The organism is Paludibacillus litoralis (assembly GCF_037646705.1).
GTDB classification, from domain to species: Bacteria; Pseudomonadota; Alphaproteobacteria; order Rhodobacterales; family Rhodobacteraceae; genus Pikeienuella; species Pikeienuella litoralis.
Genome location: NZ_JBBHER010000004.1, coordinates 137,277 through 152,697, shown reverse-complemented (window position 1 = coordinate 152,697; position 15,421 = coordinate 137,277). Strand labels below are relative to the sequence as shown.

General features: G+C 66.8%; 13 protein-coding genes. 5 read left to right on the top strand and 8 right to left on the bottom strand.

The window, feature by feature from the left end; all coding sequences use genetic code 11:
- Positions 1-18 precede the first annotated feature (18 nt).
- The 4 genes from WG921_RS07590 to WG921_RS07575 all read left to right on the top strand — a co-directional run bounded on the left by WG921_RS07590 (position 19) and on the right by WG921_RS07575 (position 5,586).
- On the top strand, positions 19-1,098 hold the full coding sequence (locus WG921_RS07590; RefSeq protein WP_340108615.1) for an AI-2E family transporter: 1,080 nt from the start codon (positions 19-21) through the stop codon (positions 1,096-1,098).
- Positions 1,095-1,769 carry an HdaA/DnaA family protein gene (locus tag WG921_RS07585; protein ID WP_340108614.1) on the top strand — a complete coding sequence of 225 codons (675 nt, stop codon included), beginning with the start codon at positions 1,095-1,097 and terminating at the stop codon, positions 1,767-1,769. The genes WG921_RS07590 and WG921_RS07585 overlap by 4 nt, the downstream gene beginning before the upstream one ends.
- Before the next feature lie 64 nt (positions 1,770-1,833).
- Positions 1,834-4,014 (top strand): RNA degradosome polyphosphate kinase, encoded by a 2,181-nt coding sequence (locus WG921_RS07580; protein WP_340108613.1) that lies wholly within the window; start codon positions 1,834-1,836, stop codon positions 4,012-4,014.
- A gap of 78 nt (positions 4,015-4,092) precedes the next feature.
- Positions 4,093-5,586, top strand: a complete 1,494-nt coding sequence (locus WG921_RS07575; protein WP_340108612.1) for a Ppx/GppA phosphatase family protein — start codon at positions 4,093-4,095, stop codon at positions 5,584-5,586.
- Positions 5,587-5,710: 124 nt separating this feature from the next.
- Here WG921_RS07575 and WG921_RS07570 read toward each other — a convergent pair whose 3' ends face one another.
- Together WG921_RS07570 and purB are read right to left on the bottom strand one after the other, a co-directional pair.
- On the bottom strand, positions 5,711-5,833 hold the full coding sequence (locus WG921_RS07570; RefSeq protein ID WP_340108611.1) for a hypothetical protein: 123 nt from the start codon (positions 5,831-5,833) through the stop codon (positions 5,711-5,713).
- Positions 5,834-5,978: 145 nt separating this feature from the next.
- The gene (gene purB / locus WG921_RS07565; protein ID WP_340108610.1) at positions 5,979-7,289 is read right to left on the bottom strand and encodes an adenylosuccinate lyase; all 1,311 of its coding nucleotides are present in this window, start codon (positions 7,287-7,289) and stop codon (positions 5,979-5,981) included.
- A 378-nt stretch (positions 7,290-7,667) separates the two neighbouring features.
- On the opposite strand from purB, the gene WG921_RS07560 reads away from it, so the two are divergent.
- A complete protein-coding gene (locus WG921_RS07560; RefSeq protein ID WP_340108609.1) occupies positions 7,668-9,947 on the top strand; it encodes a M10 family metallopeptidase in 2,280 nt (759 codons plus the stop codon).
- A gap of 6 nt (positions 9,948-9,953) precedes the next feature.
- Here the strand turns inward: WG921_RS07560 and WG921_RS07555 are convergent, their stop codons facing one another.
- The 6 genes from WG921_RS07555 to WG921_RS07530 all read right to left on the bottom strand — a co-directional run bounded on the left by WG921_RS07555 (position 9,954) and on the right by WG921_RS07530 (position 15,381).
- Complete coding sequence (locus WG921_RS07555; protein ID WP_340108608.1) at positions 9,954-10,748, bottom strand: arginyltransferase; 795 nt, start codon at positions 10,746-10,748, stop codon at positions 9,954-9,956.
- Positions 10,749-10,802: 54 nt separating this feature from the next.
- On the bottom strand, positions 10,803-11,246 hold the full coding sequence (locus tag WG921_RS07550; protein WP_340108607.1) for an RDD family protein: 444 nt from the start codon (positions 11,244-11,246) through the stop codon (positions 10,803-10,805).
- Between the two features lie 68 nt (positions 11,247-11,314).
- Positions 11,315-12,178 (bottom strand): polyphosphate kinase 2, encoded by an 864-nt coding sequence (ppk2, locus tag WG921_RS07545; protein WP_340108606.1) that lies wholly within the window; start codon positions 12,176-12,178, stop codon positions 11,315-11,317.
- Between the two features lie 115 nt (positions 12,179-12,293).
- Complete coding sequence (locus WG921_RS07540; protein ID WP_340108605.1) at positions 12,294-13,205, bottom strand: homoserine O-succinyltransferase; 912 nt, start codon at positions 13,203-13,205, stop codon at positions 12,294-12,296.
- A 65-nt stretch (positions 13,206-13,270) separates the two neighbouring features.
- Positions 13,271-14,140 (bottom strand): ATPase, encoded by an 870-nt coding sequence (locus WG921_RS07535; RefSeq protein ID WP_340108604.1) that lies wholly within the window; start codon positions 14,138-14,140, stop codon positions 13,271-13,273.
- 35 nt (positions 14,141-14,175) lie between these two features.
- On the bottom strand, positions 14,176-15,381 hold the full coding sequence (locus WG921_RS07530; protein ID WP_340108603.1) for an MFS transporter: 1,206 nt from the start codon (positions 15,379-15,381) through the stop codon (positions 14,176-14,178).
- Positions 15,382-15,421 lie beyond the last annotated feature (40 nt).

Sequence of the window (15,421 nt, the reverse complement as noted above, 5' to 3'; positions counted from 1 at the left end):
GACGCATCAACCGATCCCATGACGTTCAGCGAACAGGCGCGGTGGTGGGGGGTGGGGCTTTTGCTCCTCATCGGCGCTCTGGTGCTTCTCTCGGATGTTCTGCTTCCCTTCGTGCTGGCGGCGGCGATCGCCTATTTCACCGACCCGCTGGCGGACCGGCTGCAGCGGCTCGGGCTGTCGCGCGTGCTCTCCACGGTCATCATCACCGCCGGCGCGTTCTTCACCATGGCGATGTTCCTGATGGTGCTGATCCCGGTTCTGATCAACCAGATCAGTCTCGCGGTGGACGCGGCGCCGGCGTTGATCGACGCAGCGAGGTCCTTTCTTCAAGCAAGGGTGCTGCCGCTGTTTGGCGAATCCGGCGCGTTCGGCGTCACCGTCACCGAGGCGCTCGGCCAGATGAAGAGCCAGATCAAGGAGATTTCCTCCAGCCTCCTTCAGGGCGCCTGGTCGGTCGGCCTCGCCGGGTTCCAGGTCGTCACGCTGGCGGTGCTGACTCCGGTGGTGGCGTTCTATCTCCTGCTCGACTGGGACCATATGGTCGCGCGGATCGATGAATTGCTGCCGCGCGAACATGCTGACACGATCCGCGGGCTCGCCCGGCGGGTCGACCGCGTTCTGGCCGGCTTCGTGCGCGGGCAGTTGACGGTGTGCCTCATCCTCGGCGGGTTCTACGCGGCGGCGCTGGTCGCCATCCAGCTGCCGTTCGGGCTTCTGGTCGGCATCTTCGCCGGGTTGATCTCCTTCATCCCCTTCGTGGGCTCCACTCTCGGCGGCGCGCTCTCGATCGGCATCGCGCTGGTCTATTTCTGGTCGGATCCGCTCTGGATCGTGGCCACTGCGGCGGTCTTCGCCATCGGGCAGGTCGTGGAGGGCAATTATCTCACTCCGAAACTGGTCGGCGGGTCGGTCGGGCTGCATCCGGTCTGGCTGATCTTCGCCCTGTCGGCGTTCGGGGCGTTGTTCGGATTCACCGGCTTGCTGGTCGCGGTGCCGGCGGCGGCGGTGATCGGAGTCTTCCTCCGCTTCTCGATCGAACAGTACAAGAGCGGCCCGCTCTATCGCGGCGAGGGTGGCGCGGGCGGCGACGGCGCATGAGCGCGCAGCTTCCGCTCGCCCTTCCTCTCGCCGCCCGCCCGGCGCGGGGGCGGAGCGCGTTCCACGTCTCGGCCTCGAACGCCGACGCCGTGGCGCTGATCGACGCCTGGCGGTGCTGGCCCGGCGGGCTCTTCGTCCTGACCGGGCCGGAAGGGGCGGGAAAGACCCATCTCGCGCATGTCTGGTCGGACATGGCGGCGGCGGAGCGCGTCGCGGCGTCGGCGCTCGAGCCGGCGGACGCGCCCGCCATCGTCGCCGCCGGGGCCGCGGCGGTGGAGGACGCGGACCGGATCAGCGGCGACGAGGTGGCGGAGGCCGCGCTCTTTCATCTCATCAACCTTGCGCGGGCCGAGGGCGCCGCGGTGCTCGTCACCGGCCGCGGCGCGCCGTCCGGCTGGGGCGTCGTCACGCCGGATCTCGCGTCGCGCCTGTCGGGCGCGATGACCGCCGCGCTGGAGCCGCCGGACGAGGCGCTTCTGGCCGCGCTCCTCGCCAAGCATTTTCGCGACCGTCGCCTCGTGGTCGGCGACGAAGTCCCGCACTTTCTCAGCCGCCGGATCGAGCGCTCCGCCGCCGCCGCCGCGCGGATGGTCGAGCGGCTGGACGCCGCGGCGCTGGCGGAGCGGCGCGCGATCACGCTGCCCTTCGTGAAGGAGGTCACCGGACTCTGAACGGCGCGGCCTTGCAAGACGGCGCCGCCCGGCGCCATATCGTTTGTTCATGACGGGAGCGACGATGCGCGCGGATTTTCTCAACCTGCCTCTTCAACCATTCGCGCCGGAGCGGATTCCGGAGTTCGACCACGCCGCGCCGGAGCGGTTCTTCAACCGCGAGCTTTCCTGGCTCGCGTTCAACGGCCGTGTGCTCGAGGAGGCGGAGAACCCGCGCCATCCGTTGCTGGAGCGGGTGCGTTTTCTCTCGATCTCCGGCGACAACCTCGACGAATTCTACACCGTGCGCGTCGCCGGCCTCCGCAGCCTGGTGAAGGCCGGCGCGACCCGGCCGAGCGCCGACGGGCGGAGCCCGGCCAACCAGCTGGCCGAGATCGCCGCCGAGGCGCGCCGGCTCATGGCCGCGCAGGACGCCGTCTGGACCGATCTGAAGGCGGAGCTCGAGCGCGAGGGCATCGTCCTCGTGCGGCCCGATCAGCTCACGGACGACGACCACGCCGCGCTGGAGGCCCATTTCTCGGAGAACGTCTTTCCGATCCTCACCCCGCTCGCGGTCGACCCCGCGCATCCGTTCCCGTTCATCCCCAATCTCGGCTACGCGCTGGCGCTGCAGCTGAAGCGGCGCCGCGACGGCGAGTCGCTGGACGCGCTCCTGCCGATCCCGCCGCAGATCGACCGGTTCTTCCGCATGGAGGACCGCGACGGCGAGATCCGCTTCATGCCGCTCGAGACCCTGCTGGAGCTGCACCTCGCGCTGCTCTTTCCCGGCTATGAAGCGGTCGGACGTTGCGAGTTCCGGGTGCTCCGCGACAGCGATCTCGAGATCGAGGAGGAATCCGAGGATCTGGTTCGCGAGTTCGAGACCGCGCTGCGCCGCCGCCGCCGGGGCGAGGCTGTGCGCCTCCAGATCACCACGGACGCGCCGCCGGCGCTTCGGGCGCTGATCGTCGACGCGATGGGCGTGCATGACAACGAGGTGATTCCGGTCGACGGGATCGTCGGCGTCTCCGGCCTCTCCGAGCTCGCGAAGGTGGATCGCTCCGATCTCCTCTGGCCGCATTACCAGCCGCGGATGCCCGAGCGGGTGCGGGACCACAAGGGCGACATCTTCAGCGCGATCCGCCAGAAGGACATGCTGCTGCACCACCCCTACGAGAGCTTCGAGATCGTGGTCCGCTTCATCGAACAGGCCGCGCGCGATCCCGACGTGCTCGCGATCAAGCAGACCCTCTACCGGACCTCCCGCGACAGCCCGATCGTCAAGGCGCTTTGCGTCGCGGCGGACGAGGGCAAGTCGGTCACCGCGCTGGTCGAGCTGAAGGCGCGCTTCGACGAGGAGGCCAATATTCGCCTCGCCCGGCAGCTGGAGCGCGCGGGCGTGCAGGTCGTGTTCGGCTTCGTCGAATGGAAGACCCACGCCAAGGTCTCCTCCGTGATCAGGCAGGAGGGCGGAAAGCTGGCCGCCTACACCCATTTCGGCACCGGGAACTACCACCCGATCACGGCGAGCTATTACACCGACCTCAGCTTCTTCACCTGCGATCCCGCGCTCGGCCGCGACGCGGCGAAGCTTTTCAACTTCATCACCGGCTACGCCGAGCCGCAGGGGCTGGAGCGGCTGGCGCTCGCGCCGCTGACCCTGAAGAAGACCATCCTCGAAAACCTCGAAGCCGAGGCCGCCCATGCGGCGGCGGGGCGCCCCGCGACGGTGTGGATCAAGTGCAACGCCGTGATCGACCCTGTGCTGATCGACGCGCTCTACGCCGCGTCGCAGGCCGGCGTGCGGATCGACATGGTGGTGCGCGGCATCTGCGGCGTCCGGCCCGGCGTGCCGGGGCTTTCCGAGAATATCCGCGTGAAATCGATCATCGGCAGGTTTCTCGAACATTCCCGAGTTCTCTGTTTCGGCGGCGGGGAGCCGATGGGCGGGGCTCGCAATCGCGTCTACATCGCCTCCGCCGACCTGATGGGCCGCAATCTCGACCGCCGCGTGGAGGCGCTGGTCGAGATGGTGAACCCGACGGTGAAGGATCAGATCATCGAACAGGTGATGGCCGCGAACCTCGCGGACGAGGCCCAGAGCTGGGTTCTCGGGCCGGATGGGGTCTACACGCGCGGCGCGCCGCCGACGGACGGCCCAGGCTTCGCCTGCCATGACTTTTTCATGGCGAATCCGTCGCTTTCCGGGCGCGGCCGGGCCGGCATCGGCGATGCGCCCCGCCTGGTGCGACGAAAAACGGCCTGAGATCCGACGATCTCCGCTTGACCCGGCGCTCCGCGGCGAGCTTAAAGCGGGCGGGCCGCGCCGCCACGGAGATCGCTCTTGACTGCGCCAGTTCAGTTTACTCCCTCGCATGCCGGGCTCCACCTCACGCCGGGGCTGGTTGGAGTCGTCGACATCGGCTCGAACTCGATTCGCCTGGTGGTGTTCGAGGACGGGGTGCGAAGCCCGGATTATTTCTTCAACGAGAAGGTCATCTGCGGCCTCGGCCGCGGCCTCGGCGAGACCGGGCGGCTCGACCCGGAGGGAAAGGTCTCCGCGCGGGCGGCGCTCCGCCGGCTCGTCGCGCTCTCGCGCCGGATGGGGGTCTCCGATCTGATCGCCTTCGCCACCGCCGCGCTCCGCGAGGCGGAGGATGGCGCCGAGTTCTGCGCCGGGCTCGCCGCGGAGCTCGGCCTTCCGATCCGCGTCGTCACCGGAGAGGAGGAGGCGCGGCTGGCCGCCGAAGGCGTGCTGTTCGGCTGGCCTTCCGCGCATGGCGTCGTCGCCGACCTCGGCGGCGCGTCGCTGGAGTTGGCCACCGTCGCCGATGGCGCGGTCGGCCGCGTCGCCTCGGTCCAGGCCGGCCATCTTCTGCTGGCGGAGGACGGGCCGCTCGCCCGGCGCGCCATGCAGGCGCTGAGCGCGGCGGCGGCGCCTTTCGCGCATCGCGCATCGCGCCTGATCCTCGTCGGCGGCGCCTGGCGGGCGCTGGCCAAGGCCGGCATGGCGAAGGCCAGGTATCCGTTTCATGTCCTCCAGGGGTTCGAGATGACGCCGGCGGAGGCGCTGAGGCTCTGCGACTGGGCGCTGACGAAGGAGCCGCCGGCGATCAAGAAAACCGCCGACGTCTCCCTCTCGCGCGTCCCCGCCATGGTCGCGGGCGCGCGGGCGCTGAAGCGCCTGCTTGAACATTTGAAACCCGAAAGCGTGGCCATCTCCGCCTTCGGCGCCCGCGAGGGCGTGATCTACGAGCGGATGCCGCAACCGATGCGGAACGAAGAGCCGCTGATCGCCGCGGCGGCGGCGATGGAGGCGCGGGGCGCCCGTTGCCCGGGCTTCGCCGCCGAGCTGATCGCCTGGATGCGCCCGGTTCTCCAGGGGCTCAGCGCCGATCGCGCGCGTCTCGCGGAGGCCGCGTGCCTGCTTCATGACGTGAACTGGCGGGCGCATCCCGATTTTCGCGTCACCGCCTGTTTCGGCACCGTCAGCCGGGCCAATCTCGGCGGCGTCGGCCACCGGGGCCGGCTTTTCCTCGGCGCGGCGCTGATGCATCGCTACAAGGGCTCGCTCCTTGCGGCGGAGGCGGAAGCGGTCGATCTTCTCTCCGCGAGCGCGCGCAGGGAGGCCGAGATCACCGGCCGCGCCATCCGCCTCGGCGCGATGCTCTCCGGTTCGGCGCCCGGGGCGCTGGCCCATTGCCCGCTCCAGGTGGCCGATGGGCGCCTCACGCTCCGCTTCGCCCCTGAAATCGCCGATCTCGCGGGCGAGCGGGTGGGGCGGCGCCTCGACGCGCTCGCCGGTGCGATGAAGCTGAAACCGGAGCTCATCGTCTGAATTCTCATTCCGATCTGGGTCGCCCGCAGAGGCGTGCGCGCGGAAAGGCTCGCGGTGAGCCGGAGGCGATTTTCAATGCTCAGGGGGGCGAGCCGGCGGCCGCGCCGCCGCGCCTTTCACGTCATTAGCCGTTGAACGCCGCGCCCAGCGTCAGCGCGATCCAACCGGCGCCCGCGCCGACGCAAAGCACGACATAGAGCGCGGCGAGGATCGCGGGCGTAGGGCGGAATGGTCCGTTGTCATCCATCATCATCTCCGGCGCCGCGAGGGGCGCGTCATCTGTCTCGATGAAGATTGGATGGACGTGGAGAGGGCCTGGGGCGCGTGATAACGCGAATGTGATGGCCGGCAAGGGAGCGCGCCGCGCTCCCCGGCGAGGGGCGGCGCGCCGGTTACGCCTCTTCCGGCCCGAACACCCGCGCGAAGATCGTATCGACGTGCTTCGTGTGGTGGGCGAGGTCGAAATTCGCTTCGATCTCCGCCTCGCTCATGACGGCGGCGACCTCCGGGTCGGCTTTCAGTTCGGTCATGAAGTCGGCGCCGCGCTCCCAGACCCTCATCGCGTTTCGCTGGACGAGGCGATAGGCGTCTTCCCGGCTCACGCCCTTCTGCGTGAGCGCCAACATCACGCGCTGCGAGTGCACGAGTCCGCGGAACTGGTTCAGGTTCCGCTCCATGTTCTCGGGATGAACGATGAGCTTTTCGATGACGCCGGTGAGCCGGGCCAGCGCGAAATCGAGCGTGATCGTCGCGTCGGGGCCAATCATCCGCTCGACCGAGGAGTGGGAGATGTCGCGCTCATGCCAGAGGGCGACATTCTCCATGGCCGGCAGCGCGTAGGCGCGGACCATCCGCGCGAGGCCGGTCAGATTCTCGCTCAGCACCGGGTTGCGCTTGTGCGGCATCGCCGAGGAGCCCTTCTGCCCCGGGGAGAAATACTCCTCCGCCTCCAGCACTTCGGTTCGCTGAAGATGCCGGATTTCGATCGCCAGCCGCTCGATTGACGAGGCGACGACGCCGAGGACCGCGAAGAACATCGCGTGGCGATCGCGCGGGATCACCTGGGTCGAAACCGGCTCGGACTCCAGCCCGAGTTTCGCGGCGACATGGGCCTCGACCGAAGGGTCGATATTGGCGAATGTGCCGACGGCCCCGGAGATCGCGCAGGTCGCGACCTCCGCCCGCGCCTGAGCGAGCCGGCAGCGATTGCGGTCCATCTCGGCATAGGCCTGCGCGAGCTTGAGGCCGAACGTGGTGGGCTCCGCGTGGATGCCGTGGCTGCGGCCGATGCAGATCGTATCCTTGTGCTCGAGCGCGCGGCGTTTGAGCGCCGCGCAAAGATCGTCCATATCGTCGAGCAGGATGTCGGCGGCGCGCGTCAACTGCACGTTGAAGCAGGTGTCGAGCACGTCGGACGACGTCATGCCCTGGTGGATGAACCGCGCCTCCGGCCCCACGAACTCTGAGAGATGCGTCAGGAAGGCGATGACGTCGTGTTTCACCTCGCGCTCGATCTCGTCGATCCGCTCCACGTCGAAGACCACGTCCTTCGCCTTCCAGGCGGCCTTCGCGGCGCTCTCTGGGATGACGCCAAGCGCGGCCTGCGCATCGCCGGCGTGCGCTTCGATTTCGAACCAGATGCGGAATTTCGTTTCCGGAGACCAGATCGCGGTCATTTCGGGGCGGGAGTAGCGGGGGATCATGGGGCGCCTGCGCTCAGAGGATGGAACGGCGACGTAGCATCGGGCGCCGGGATTGGCAATGTGCGCGAAATTGGCGCGACGCCGTCGAAATGCCATAATTATCGTCTGTACGGGAAAGCGTGCGCGGGTTCGCCCGCATGGAGCGCGAGGGTTGGATCGGGACGGAGGACGGGCCGGGGCGCCGGCGGCGCGGCGCGCGCGCCGGGCTTTCGCATCTGTTCCCAATTTTAGAAGTAAACAACTTTAAGTGTATCAAGTAACATCATGAACAACTTGATATAATCATGACGGTGATGATCCCGGTATTCTCGGTAATTATGGTTTGTCCCTGATCGATCCGCGCTCTATTGAAATGCGTTGTGTGGGGCGGAGTTGTTGATGTTGACGCGAGAGACCAGTCAGATGATTGGCCATGTGAAGGCGGAATCCCGGAGTCATGAACTGCACGCCGGCGCGCCGCATGCGGCGCAGGCCGCTGTCGCGTCAGAGCGGCACGTCGACTCCAATCTCCTTGATCCGGATCAGAACATCGATGCGTTGATGTCGGGGCTGATCTGGACCACGAAAACGTTGAGCTACAGCTTTCCTGACAGCGCCTCCGATTTCAGTTACCGCGGCCATCTGAATGTCCGCGACACCTTCGCGCCAGTGATGGCGGCGCACGCCAATGCGGTTCGGGCCGCGCTTGGCGGGATCGAGGATGTGAGCGGCCTTCGGTTTGTGGAGCTGACCGGCGCCGCCGACCGGTCGGCGGATCTGATGTTCGCGCGGTCGGCCGCGCCCGAGACCGCATTCGCCTATCTTCCGTTCAACGACGACAAGGGCGGCGATGTCTGGTTCGGAATGCAGCATTACAACGCTCCGATCGCCGGCAATTACGCGTGGGCGACCACGCTCCATGAAGTCGGGCACACGATCGGGTTGAGACATGGCCACGAGGGCGGCGGGCCGGGGCCGCTGAACGCGTCATTCGACAGCCATGAATATTCGCTGATGACCTACAGGTCCTATGTCGGCAGCAACGAGAACGCCTTCACCAATGGCCCCGCCAGCGGTCCGCAAACGCTGATGATGTTTGATATCGCGGCGATCCAGGACCTCTACGGCGCGAATTTCGCGCACCGCGCCGGCGACGATGTCTACCGGGTCACGCCGGAGAGCGGCCGGATGGCGATCAACGGAATTTTGCAGGAGCAGACCGCCGGGAACGTCATCCTGCGGACGATCTGGGACGGCGGCGGCGAAGACACTTATGACTTCTCCGCCTATTCCCGAGATCTGGCGGTGGATCTCTCGCCGGGCGGCTATATCGATCTCGATGTGGGCGGGAACGCGCAGCGCGCGTATCTCGGCGGCGGCGTTCACGCGCGGGGGCACATCTTCAACGCGCTTCAATACGAGAATGACGCGCGCTCGCTGATCGAGAATGCGATCGGCGGATCGGGGAACGACTGGATCGGCGGCAACAGCGCCGACAATCACCTTGAAGGCGGCGGCGGGCGCGACACTCTGGAAGGGTTCGCGGGCGACGATGTGCTGATCGGCGGCGCCGGCGCGGACAGATTTGTTTTCGACCTGAGCAATCTTGGCGACGGGGACGCCGATCTGATCCTGGATCTGGACTTCGCCGAAGGCGATCAGATCTGGTTCGAGGGGTTTGGCGTCGGCGTGTTGTCGGATGGTCTTCTGGCCGGGAACGCGCTGTCCACGACCGTCGACGGCGCCCATATCGGCAGCCTGGCCGACCTCAATGAAGTCGGTCGCTCCTCGCAGATCAATCTGGCCGAGGGCCCCGGCCAGGCGGTGGTGCTGAACATCGTCGACGCGTCGGTCACGGCGGCGATCACGCTGGCTTCCATTGGTTGGGATGAGTTGGCCTCATCTTTCGGATTTGCGGCGGACGCGGCCGCGTTGCGCGCGGCCGATCCGCAATCGGCCGATGACGCCCCGCCCGCTCTCACGCGGGTCGGCGGCGGCGGGAACGACGCCTTGGCGGGCGGCCTCGGAAACGACATTCTGCGGGGCGGCGGCGGCGACGATGTCCTGCGGGGCGGCGGCGGCGATGACAGTCTCCATGGCGGCCGGGGCGCCGATATCCTGAGAGGCGGCGGCGGAGACGATCTTCTCGTCGGCGGCGTCGGCGGCGATGTGCTCCGGGGGGGCGGCGGCGATGATCTCCTGAAAGGCGGCGCCGGCGACGATGTGCTCCGGGGCGGCGGCGGAGACGACACCTTGAAAGGCGGCTCCGGCGACGATTCCTTCTTTGGCGGCATGGGAAGCGACCGCCTGTTTGGCAATGCGGGCGATGATCGGCTTTTGGGCGGCGGCGGAGACGATTTTCTGCACGGCGGCCTCATGGACGATGTCCTTGTCGGCATGCGGGGCGCGGACACGTTGTTCGGGGGGCCCGGCGACGACACGTTGAGCGGCGGCCAGGGGCCAGACGTGTTCGTTTTCGGCCGCGGGCACGGCGACGACGTGATCCGCGACTTCGATCATGGCCTCGACAAGATCGAGATCGGCGCCGGCGCGAACAGGTTTTCGGATCTCGATATTCGGGACGCGGGCGCCTCCGCCATGATCCATTTTGCGAATGTGTCGATCCGGGTGAACAACGCCGACGCGTCGGATTTTCATGCGTCGGATTTTCTGTTCTGAGCGTGGTCAGCCCAGTGGAACCGGCGATGTGTCCGGTTTCCGAAGTTCATCGATCGGCAGGGTTTCCGGGGCGTCGGTCCGCCGCCATTCGCCGCCGCGGAAAAACTCGAACGGCGTGAAGCGGGCCTTGTAATCCATTTTCCGGGACCCGGGCACCCAGTACCCCAGATACAGATACGGCAAGCCCGCCTGGCGGGCGATGGCGAGGTGATCGAGGATCATGTAAAGCCCGAGGCTGCGCCGCGCCAGTTCGGGCCTGAAGAAGCTGTAGACCATGGAGAGCCCGTCGGTCATGACATCGGTCAGGCAGGCGGCGACGAGGCTTTCGTCGGGCGCGGCGTCGGGGGCGTGGTATTCGATGATGCGGGTGCGGACCGTGGTCTCCTCGATCATCGAGGCGAATTCGCAGATATCCATCTCCGCCATGCCGCCATCGGCGTGGCGCGACCGGAGATAGGTGCGGAAGACCTCGTATTGCTCCTCCGTCGCCCAGGGGGCGCAGGTGCGCCGCTCCAACCCGGCGTTTCGTTTCATGATCCGGCGTTGTGAATGGGACGGCGTGTGGGCGGCCACAGGGATGCGCACCGAAAGGCAGGCGCCGCAATCGGCGCAGGCCGGGCGGTAGGCCACCGACTGGCTGCGGCGAAAGCCGCGCAGACTGAGCGAGTCGTTCACCTCCCGCGCGTCATGTCCACGCAATGTGGTGAACAGCTTTCGCTCCTGCCGGTCCGGCAGGTAGGGGCAGGGCTGGTTCGCGGTCAGAAAGAACTGCGCTGTGATCTTCTGGTTTAGATGGGTCATCGCAAGCTGGTGGAATATATGATTGCGCGAGCGTAGCAACGCTTCGGCGCGCTGTCACTCGGGAGAATTGATCATCGTTGAGCCGAGCGGGATATCGTGAAGTCCGCGCCCCATCGCGGAGCCCGCCATCAGCACCACCGAGATCAACTGGAGAACGATGAAACTGCATGCGATGTAAAACAGGATCGTATGAGCGAGCGCGTCGCCGAGATTGAATCTCCCGCCATCTCGCCGACGAAGCTCCACGCCGACGAGGCGCATGCCGAGGGTCGCCGACCGGTTGGAGATCGTCGTCACGCGGTAGACGAAGTCCACCGCGAAGATGATGAATCCGAGCATCAGAAACCCGATTCCGAGAGTCAGCACGCCTATGGCCAGCGCCATGCACCATACGAGAACGAAATCGATGATGAAGGCGAAGAGCCGGCGCGCCGGAACCCCGTCGTAAAACTGGGCGTCCCTCTCGGGGTCGGGAAGGGCGCCTGGCGCATGGTTCATGATCATCTCCTGCGGCACTGGCGGGACATGGGCGCCGCGGCGGCTCCCCGCAAGGCGGCGGCGCAAGCTCAGGACAAGGCGAGCGGAACCGTTCCCAGCGGCCCGCAGATCGCCGGATCGGGCGGCGAGGCGGCGTCCTCGCTCCGGTTTTCATAGGGAGTGGCGGACAGGACCGCGCGAATGGCCGCGATCCGCGCGCGCCGCTTGTCGTCGGCGCGGATCACCGTCCAGGGCGCGTGAGGCGTATGGGTGCGGGCGAACATCTCTTCGATCGCCTCCGTATATTCGGACCAGCGGGAGAGCGACTGATCGTCGATCGGGGACAGCTTCCATTGCTTGAGCGGGTCTCGCTTCCGAGCGATGACCCGGCTGATCTGTTCGGAACGCCCGATCGACAGCCAGAACTTGAAGAATCTGATTCCATCATTGACCAGCATGTCTTCGAATTCGGGGGCCTGATGGAAGAAAAGCTCGCGCTCGGAATCCGAGGAGAACCCGAAGACCCGCTCCACCACCGCCCGATTGTACCAGCTCCGGTCGAAGAACACGATTTCTCCGGAGCTGGGCAGGTGTTGGATATAACGCTGAAAATACCATTGGCCACGCTCGACGTCCGAGGGTTTCGCGAGCGCGACGACGCGGGCGCCGCGGGGATTCAGGTGTTCGCGGAATCTCTTGATGGTCCCGCCCTTGCCGGCCGCGTCCCGCCCCTCGAAGACAAGCACGAACCGCTCTCCGGTCTCGCGGACCCAGGACTGGAGCTTGACCAGCTCAATATGAAGCGTCTTCATTTCGGCGTTGTAATCTTTGCCGTTCATGCGTTCGGGGTAGGGATATCCGGGGTCGAGAAAGTTCTCCTTGGGCGTCGTCTCGATCGCCTTCCGCACGTCTTCAAACGTTTTCGATTTCAAAAATGCGGCGATCTCGTCCATTCATCGCCTCCGGGCGTCGCATTTCATCAAGTTGGGTCTCGGCCCGGCCGCGCCCGGCCGGCTCTGCGGCGCGCCTGAAGGGGCTGACCGACAGGGCGCGCCGGCGCTCGGACCCTCAGAGGCCGATCGCATCGAGATCGAACGGAGTGGTCTGGTAAATCTGGTTGATCCAGTTGCCGTAGAGGAGATGGCCATGGCTCCGCCATCGGTTCCGGGGCGCGGCGGCCGGGTCGTCTCTCGGGAAATAGTTCACGGGGAGCATGATCCGCGCCCCGGCGGCCACGTCGCGGTCGTATTCCTGCTTCAGCGTGTCGGCGTCATATTCGAGGTGGTTGAACATGTAGAGCGCGTTCAGCGCCTCGTCCCGCAAGAGGCAGAGGCCGGTCGCGTCCGAGCGGGCCAGAACCTTGACGCCATGCTTCACGACGTCTTCCTCGCGGGTGTCGGTCCACCGGCTGACCGGAGCGACGAAGCGATCCGAGAATCCGGATGTGAACGGGGAGACGGCGGTCAGTCTCTGCTCGAAACAGCCGAAACGCTTGCCGTCCAGCTCGTGTTTCGGAACGCCGTAAAAATGGTGCAGCATCGCTTGCCCGCCCCAGCAGACGGCGATGGTGGAGTGGACATTGGACCGGGTCCACTCGAAAACCTCGGTCAACTCGCCCCAATAGTCCACATCCTCGAACGGCAGATGTTCGATCGGGGCGCCGGTGATGATCAGGCCGTCAAACTTTCGCGTCTTCGCCTTGGCGAAGGGTTGATAGAACGCCTGCATGTGCGCGGGAGGGGTGTGGCGCGTCTCATGCGCCGTCATCCGGATCAGCGTCAACTCGATCTGAAGCGGCCCGGCGCCAATCAACCGCGCGAACTGGGTCTCGGTCTGCACCTTTTTCGGCATCAGATTGAGCATCGCGATCTGGAGCGGCCGGATGTCCTGCCTGAGCGCCGCATCTTCGGTCATCACCATCACGCCTTCGCGCGTCAGGACGTCGTGGGCGGGCAGGGCGGCGGGGATCTTGATCGGCATCGTCTCGTTCCTTTGCGACCCTCCGAACTTAGCGTCGGCGCGGCGGCGCGCAAGCGATGCGCCGTTCAGCGCGCCCCTTGTTCGGCCAGCGCCGCGGCGACAAGGTCGATGAAGTCTTCGCGCGTCTCGACCGCGGCGATATCGGCCGCCTCCACGGTGACGCCCCACTTGTCCGCGATCGCCTGATAGCGGGGGCGGCGATGCGCCAGAAGCCGGACAAAGCCGTAGCGGATGAAGGCGTCCGGATCGACGGTCTCCGCGTCCGCGCCGGTTTCGGCCAGAAAATCGGCCCAGACCGCCTTCAGGAAGGCCTCTTGATAATACATCGGCTTTGGCGCGCGGTCGAAGCGCGCCTTCAGCGCGTCCTCATGCGCTTCGGTCCCGCGGATCAGCACCGGGAGCATGGTCCGGCGCATCGCAGTCAGCACCGGATCGTCCGGGTCGTCCGGGTCAACCACCTCGCAGATCGAGCCCGAGGTGTCGCAGATGAAATTATTGTAGCGATAAAGTGTACGCGCCTTGCCGATGAATATGCGCGCGTCCAGCATCGCGGCGATCTCCGCCGCCCGGTGCAGGCGCTGCCGTTCGATATAGGCGTCGAAGGGAATGCCTCCCTTCGCCGGGTCGCCCGGCTTGCCGAGCCATGTGGAGAGCGGCGTCAGGTTGTGAAAGGACAGGTTGGAGGAGATGGAGATGGAATCCGATAGAAGAAGGTCCCGCAGGTAGGGGTTTTTCATCGCCTCGTGCTTGAAATCGTCGGTGATCTCTTCATTCAGGTATCGCGTGCCGATCCGGTAGTCGACCGAGTAATGGAACCAGTCGCCCGCTTCACGCAAAAGGGCGCTGATCCGGGTCTTGCCCACGCCGGACATCCCGATCAGGGCCACCGCCCTGCGGGGCGCGTTCACCCAGTCTTGCGCTGTTTCGTAAATCATGGTCGCGCTCCTGCCTTGCGGCGCTGCGGTTAGCGTCAATGCGGGCCGGTTTCAATCCATGCGGCGCTGCGGCGCGCGGCGGCGAGCAGGAAAAGCCCCGCGACAACCATGCTGACCGCGGCCGCCAGCATCAGGTCATAGCCCCCGGCGCGCCAGAAGAGCGCGGCGAGAAAAGGCGCGGCGGCGAAGCCGGAGATATAAGGCACGGCGAGCGCGCCCGATATGCTCCCGAACCCCGTGCGGCCGAGAAGCTCCGCGATCGCCACCGGCCGCGCGATCGAGTTGATCCCGTTCGCCGCTCCGATGGCGATGATCGCGGCGAAAAGGCCCCAGTTTGGCCCGCCGATGAACAGGAGGGCGAGATAAGCCGCCCCGGTGACGGCGTAGGCCATCAGGATCAGCGTCGCTCCGCTGGCGCGCCGGGCGATGACCATGATGAAGACGCGCCCGAACACCTGCGCCGGCCCGATCAGCGACGCCGCCAGAATGGCGGACCGCCCGATGGCGCCGCGGGTTTCGAGGATCGGCATCAAATGGCTGAGCAGCATCCCGTGGGTCAGCGCGGTGAGCGGAAGCGCGGCCGCCAGAAGCCAGAACGCCGGGCGCCGGCGGGCGGCGCGGGCGGCGCGGCGTTCGGCGTCGCCCGCCTCCCGCGTCGGTCGCCGCGGCCCGCTCGCCGTGAGCCGGCGCGCCGACCAGAAGAACAGCGGCGCGGCGATGAAAATCGCTCCCGCCGCGAACACCCTGAGCGCGGCGCGCCAGCCCGCTTCGTCGGCGACAAGATCGGCGAGCGGGAAGGCGATGGTCGAGGCGAATCCGGCGATAAGGGTGACGAGCGTGATCGCGCTTCGGGCGCCGCCGCCCTGGGCGCGCGTGATGAAAGCGAAACAGGGTTCGTACAGGCAGAATGCGGACGCGGCGCCGATCACCGCCCAGAGCGCGAAAAACGCGGGGCGCGCATCGACGAGCGACAATCCGAGCAGCCCGAGGCCGCCCGCCGCCGCCGCCAGCGGCAACATCGCCGCGCCATACCCCGTGTCGATGATTCTGCCCGCCAGAGGCGCGAAGAGAGCGGACGCGGCCAGAGAGATGGTGAAGGCGAGCGCGATCACGTCGCGGCCCCAGCCGAAGTCGCTCTCCCAGCGCAGCAGGAGGACCGGGAAAGTATAAAACAACCCGGCCCAGACGATGGTCTCGGCGACCGCAAGCGCGATCATCGGCGGATAATCGGCTCGCTTCACCCGCGCGGCGCCGCGCGGGCGGACCTCCGCAGAGGCGAGG

What these genes read in the sequence shown, in the direction of transcription:
- WG921_RS07550 (WP_340108607.1), bottom strand. Translation starts at nt 11,246, where the DNA reads ATGAACCATGCGCCAGGCGCCCTTCCCGACCCCGAGAGGGACGCCCAG.
- WG921_RS07585 (WP_340108614.1), top strand. Translation starts at nt 1,095, where the DNA reads ATGAGCGCGCAGCTTCCGCTCGCCCTTCCTCTCGCCGCCCGCCCGGCG.
- ppk2 (WP_340108606.1), bottom strand. Translation starts at nt 12,178, where the DNA reads ATGGACGAGATCGCCGCATTTTTGAAATCGAAAACGTTTGAAGACGTG.
- WG921_RS07580 (WP_340108613.1), top strand. Translation starts at nt 1,834, where the DNA reads ATGCGCGCGGATTTTCTCAACCTGCCTCTTCAACCATTCGCGCCGGAG.
- WG921_RS07560 (WP_340108609.1), top strand. Translation starts at nt 7,668, where the DNA reads ATGTTGACGCGAGAGACCAGTCAGATGATTGGCCATGTGAAGGCGGAA.
- WG921_RS07540 (WP_340108605.1), bottom strand. Translation starts at nt 13,205, where the DNA reads ATGCCGATCAAGATCCCCGCCGCCCTGCCCGCCCACGACGTCCTGACG.
- WG921_RS07590 (WP_340108615.1), top strand. Translation starts at nt 19, where the DNA reads ATGACGTTCAGCGAACAGGCGCGGTGGTGGGGGGTGGGGCTTTTGCTC.
- purB (WP_340108610.1), bottom strand. Translation starts at nt 7,289, where the DNA reads ATGATCCCCCGCTACTCCCGCCCCGAAATGACCGCGATCTGGTCTCCG.
- WG921_RS07555 (WP_340108608.1), bottom strand. Translation starts at nt 10,748, where the DNA reads ATGACCCATCTAAACCAGAAGATCACAGCGCAGTTCTTTCTGACCGCG.
- WG921_RS07535 (WP_340108604.1), bottom strand. Translation starts at nt 14,140, where the DNA reads ATGATTTACGAAACAGCGCAAGACTGGGTGAACGCGCCCCGCAGGGCG.
- WG921_RS07570 (WP_340108611.1), bottom strand. Translation starts at nt 5,833, where the DNA reads ATGGATGACAACGGACCATTCCGCCCTACGCCCGCGATCCTCGCCGCG.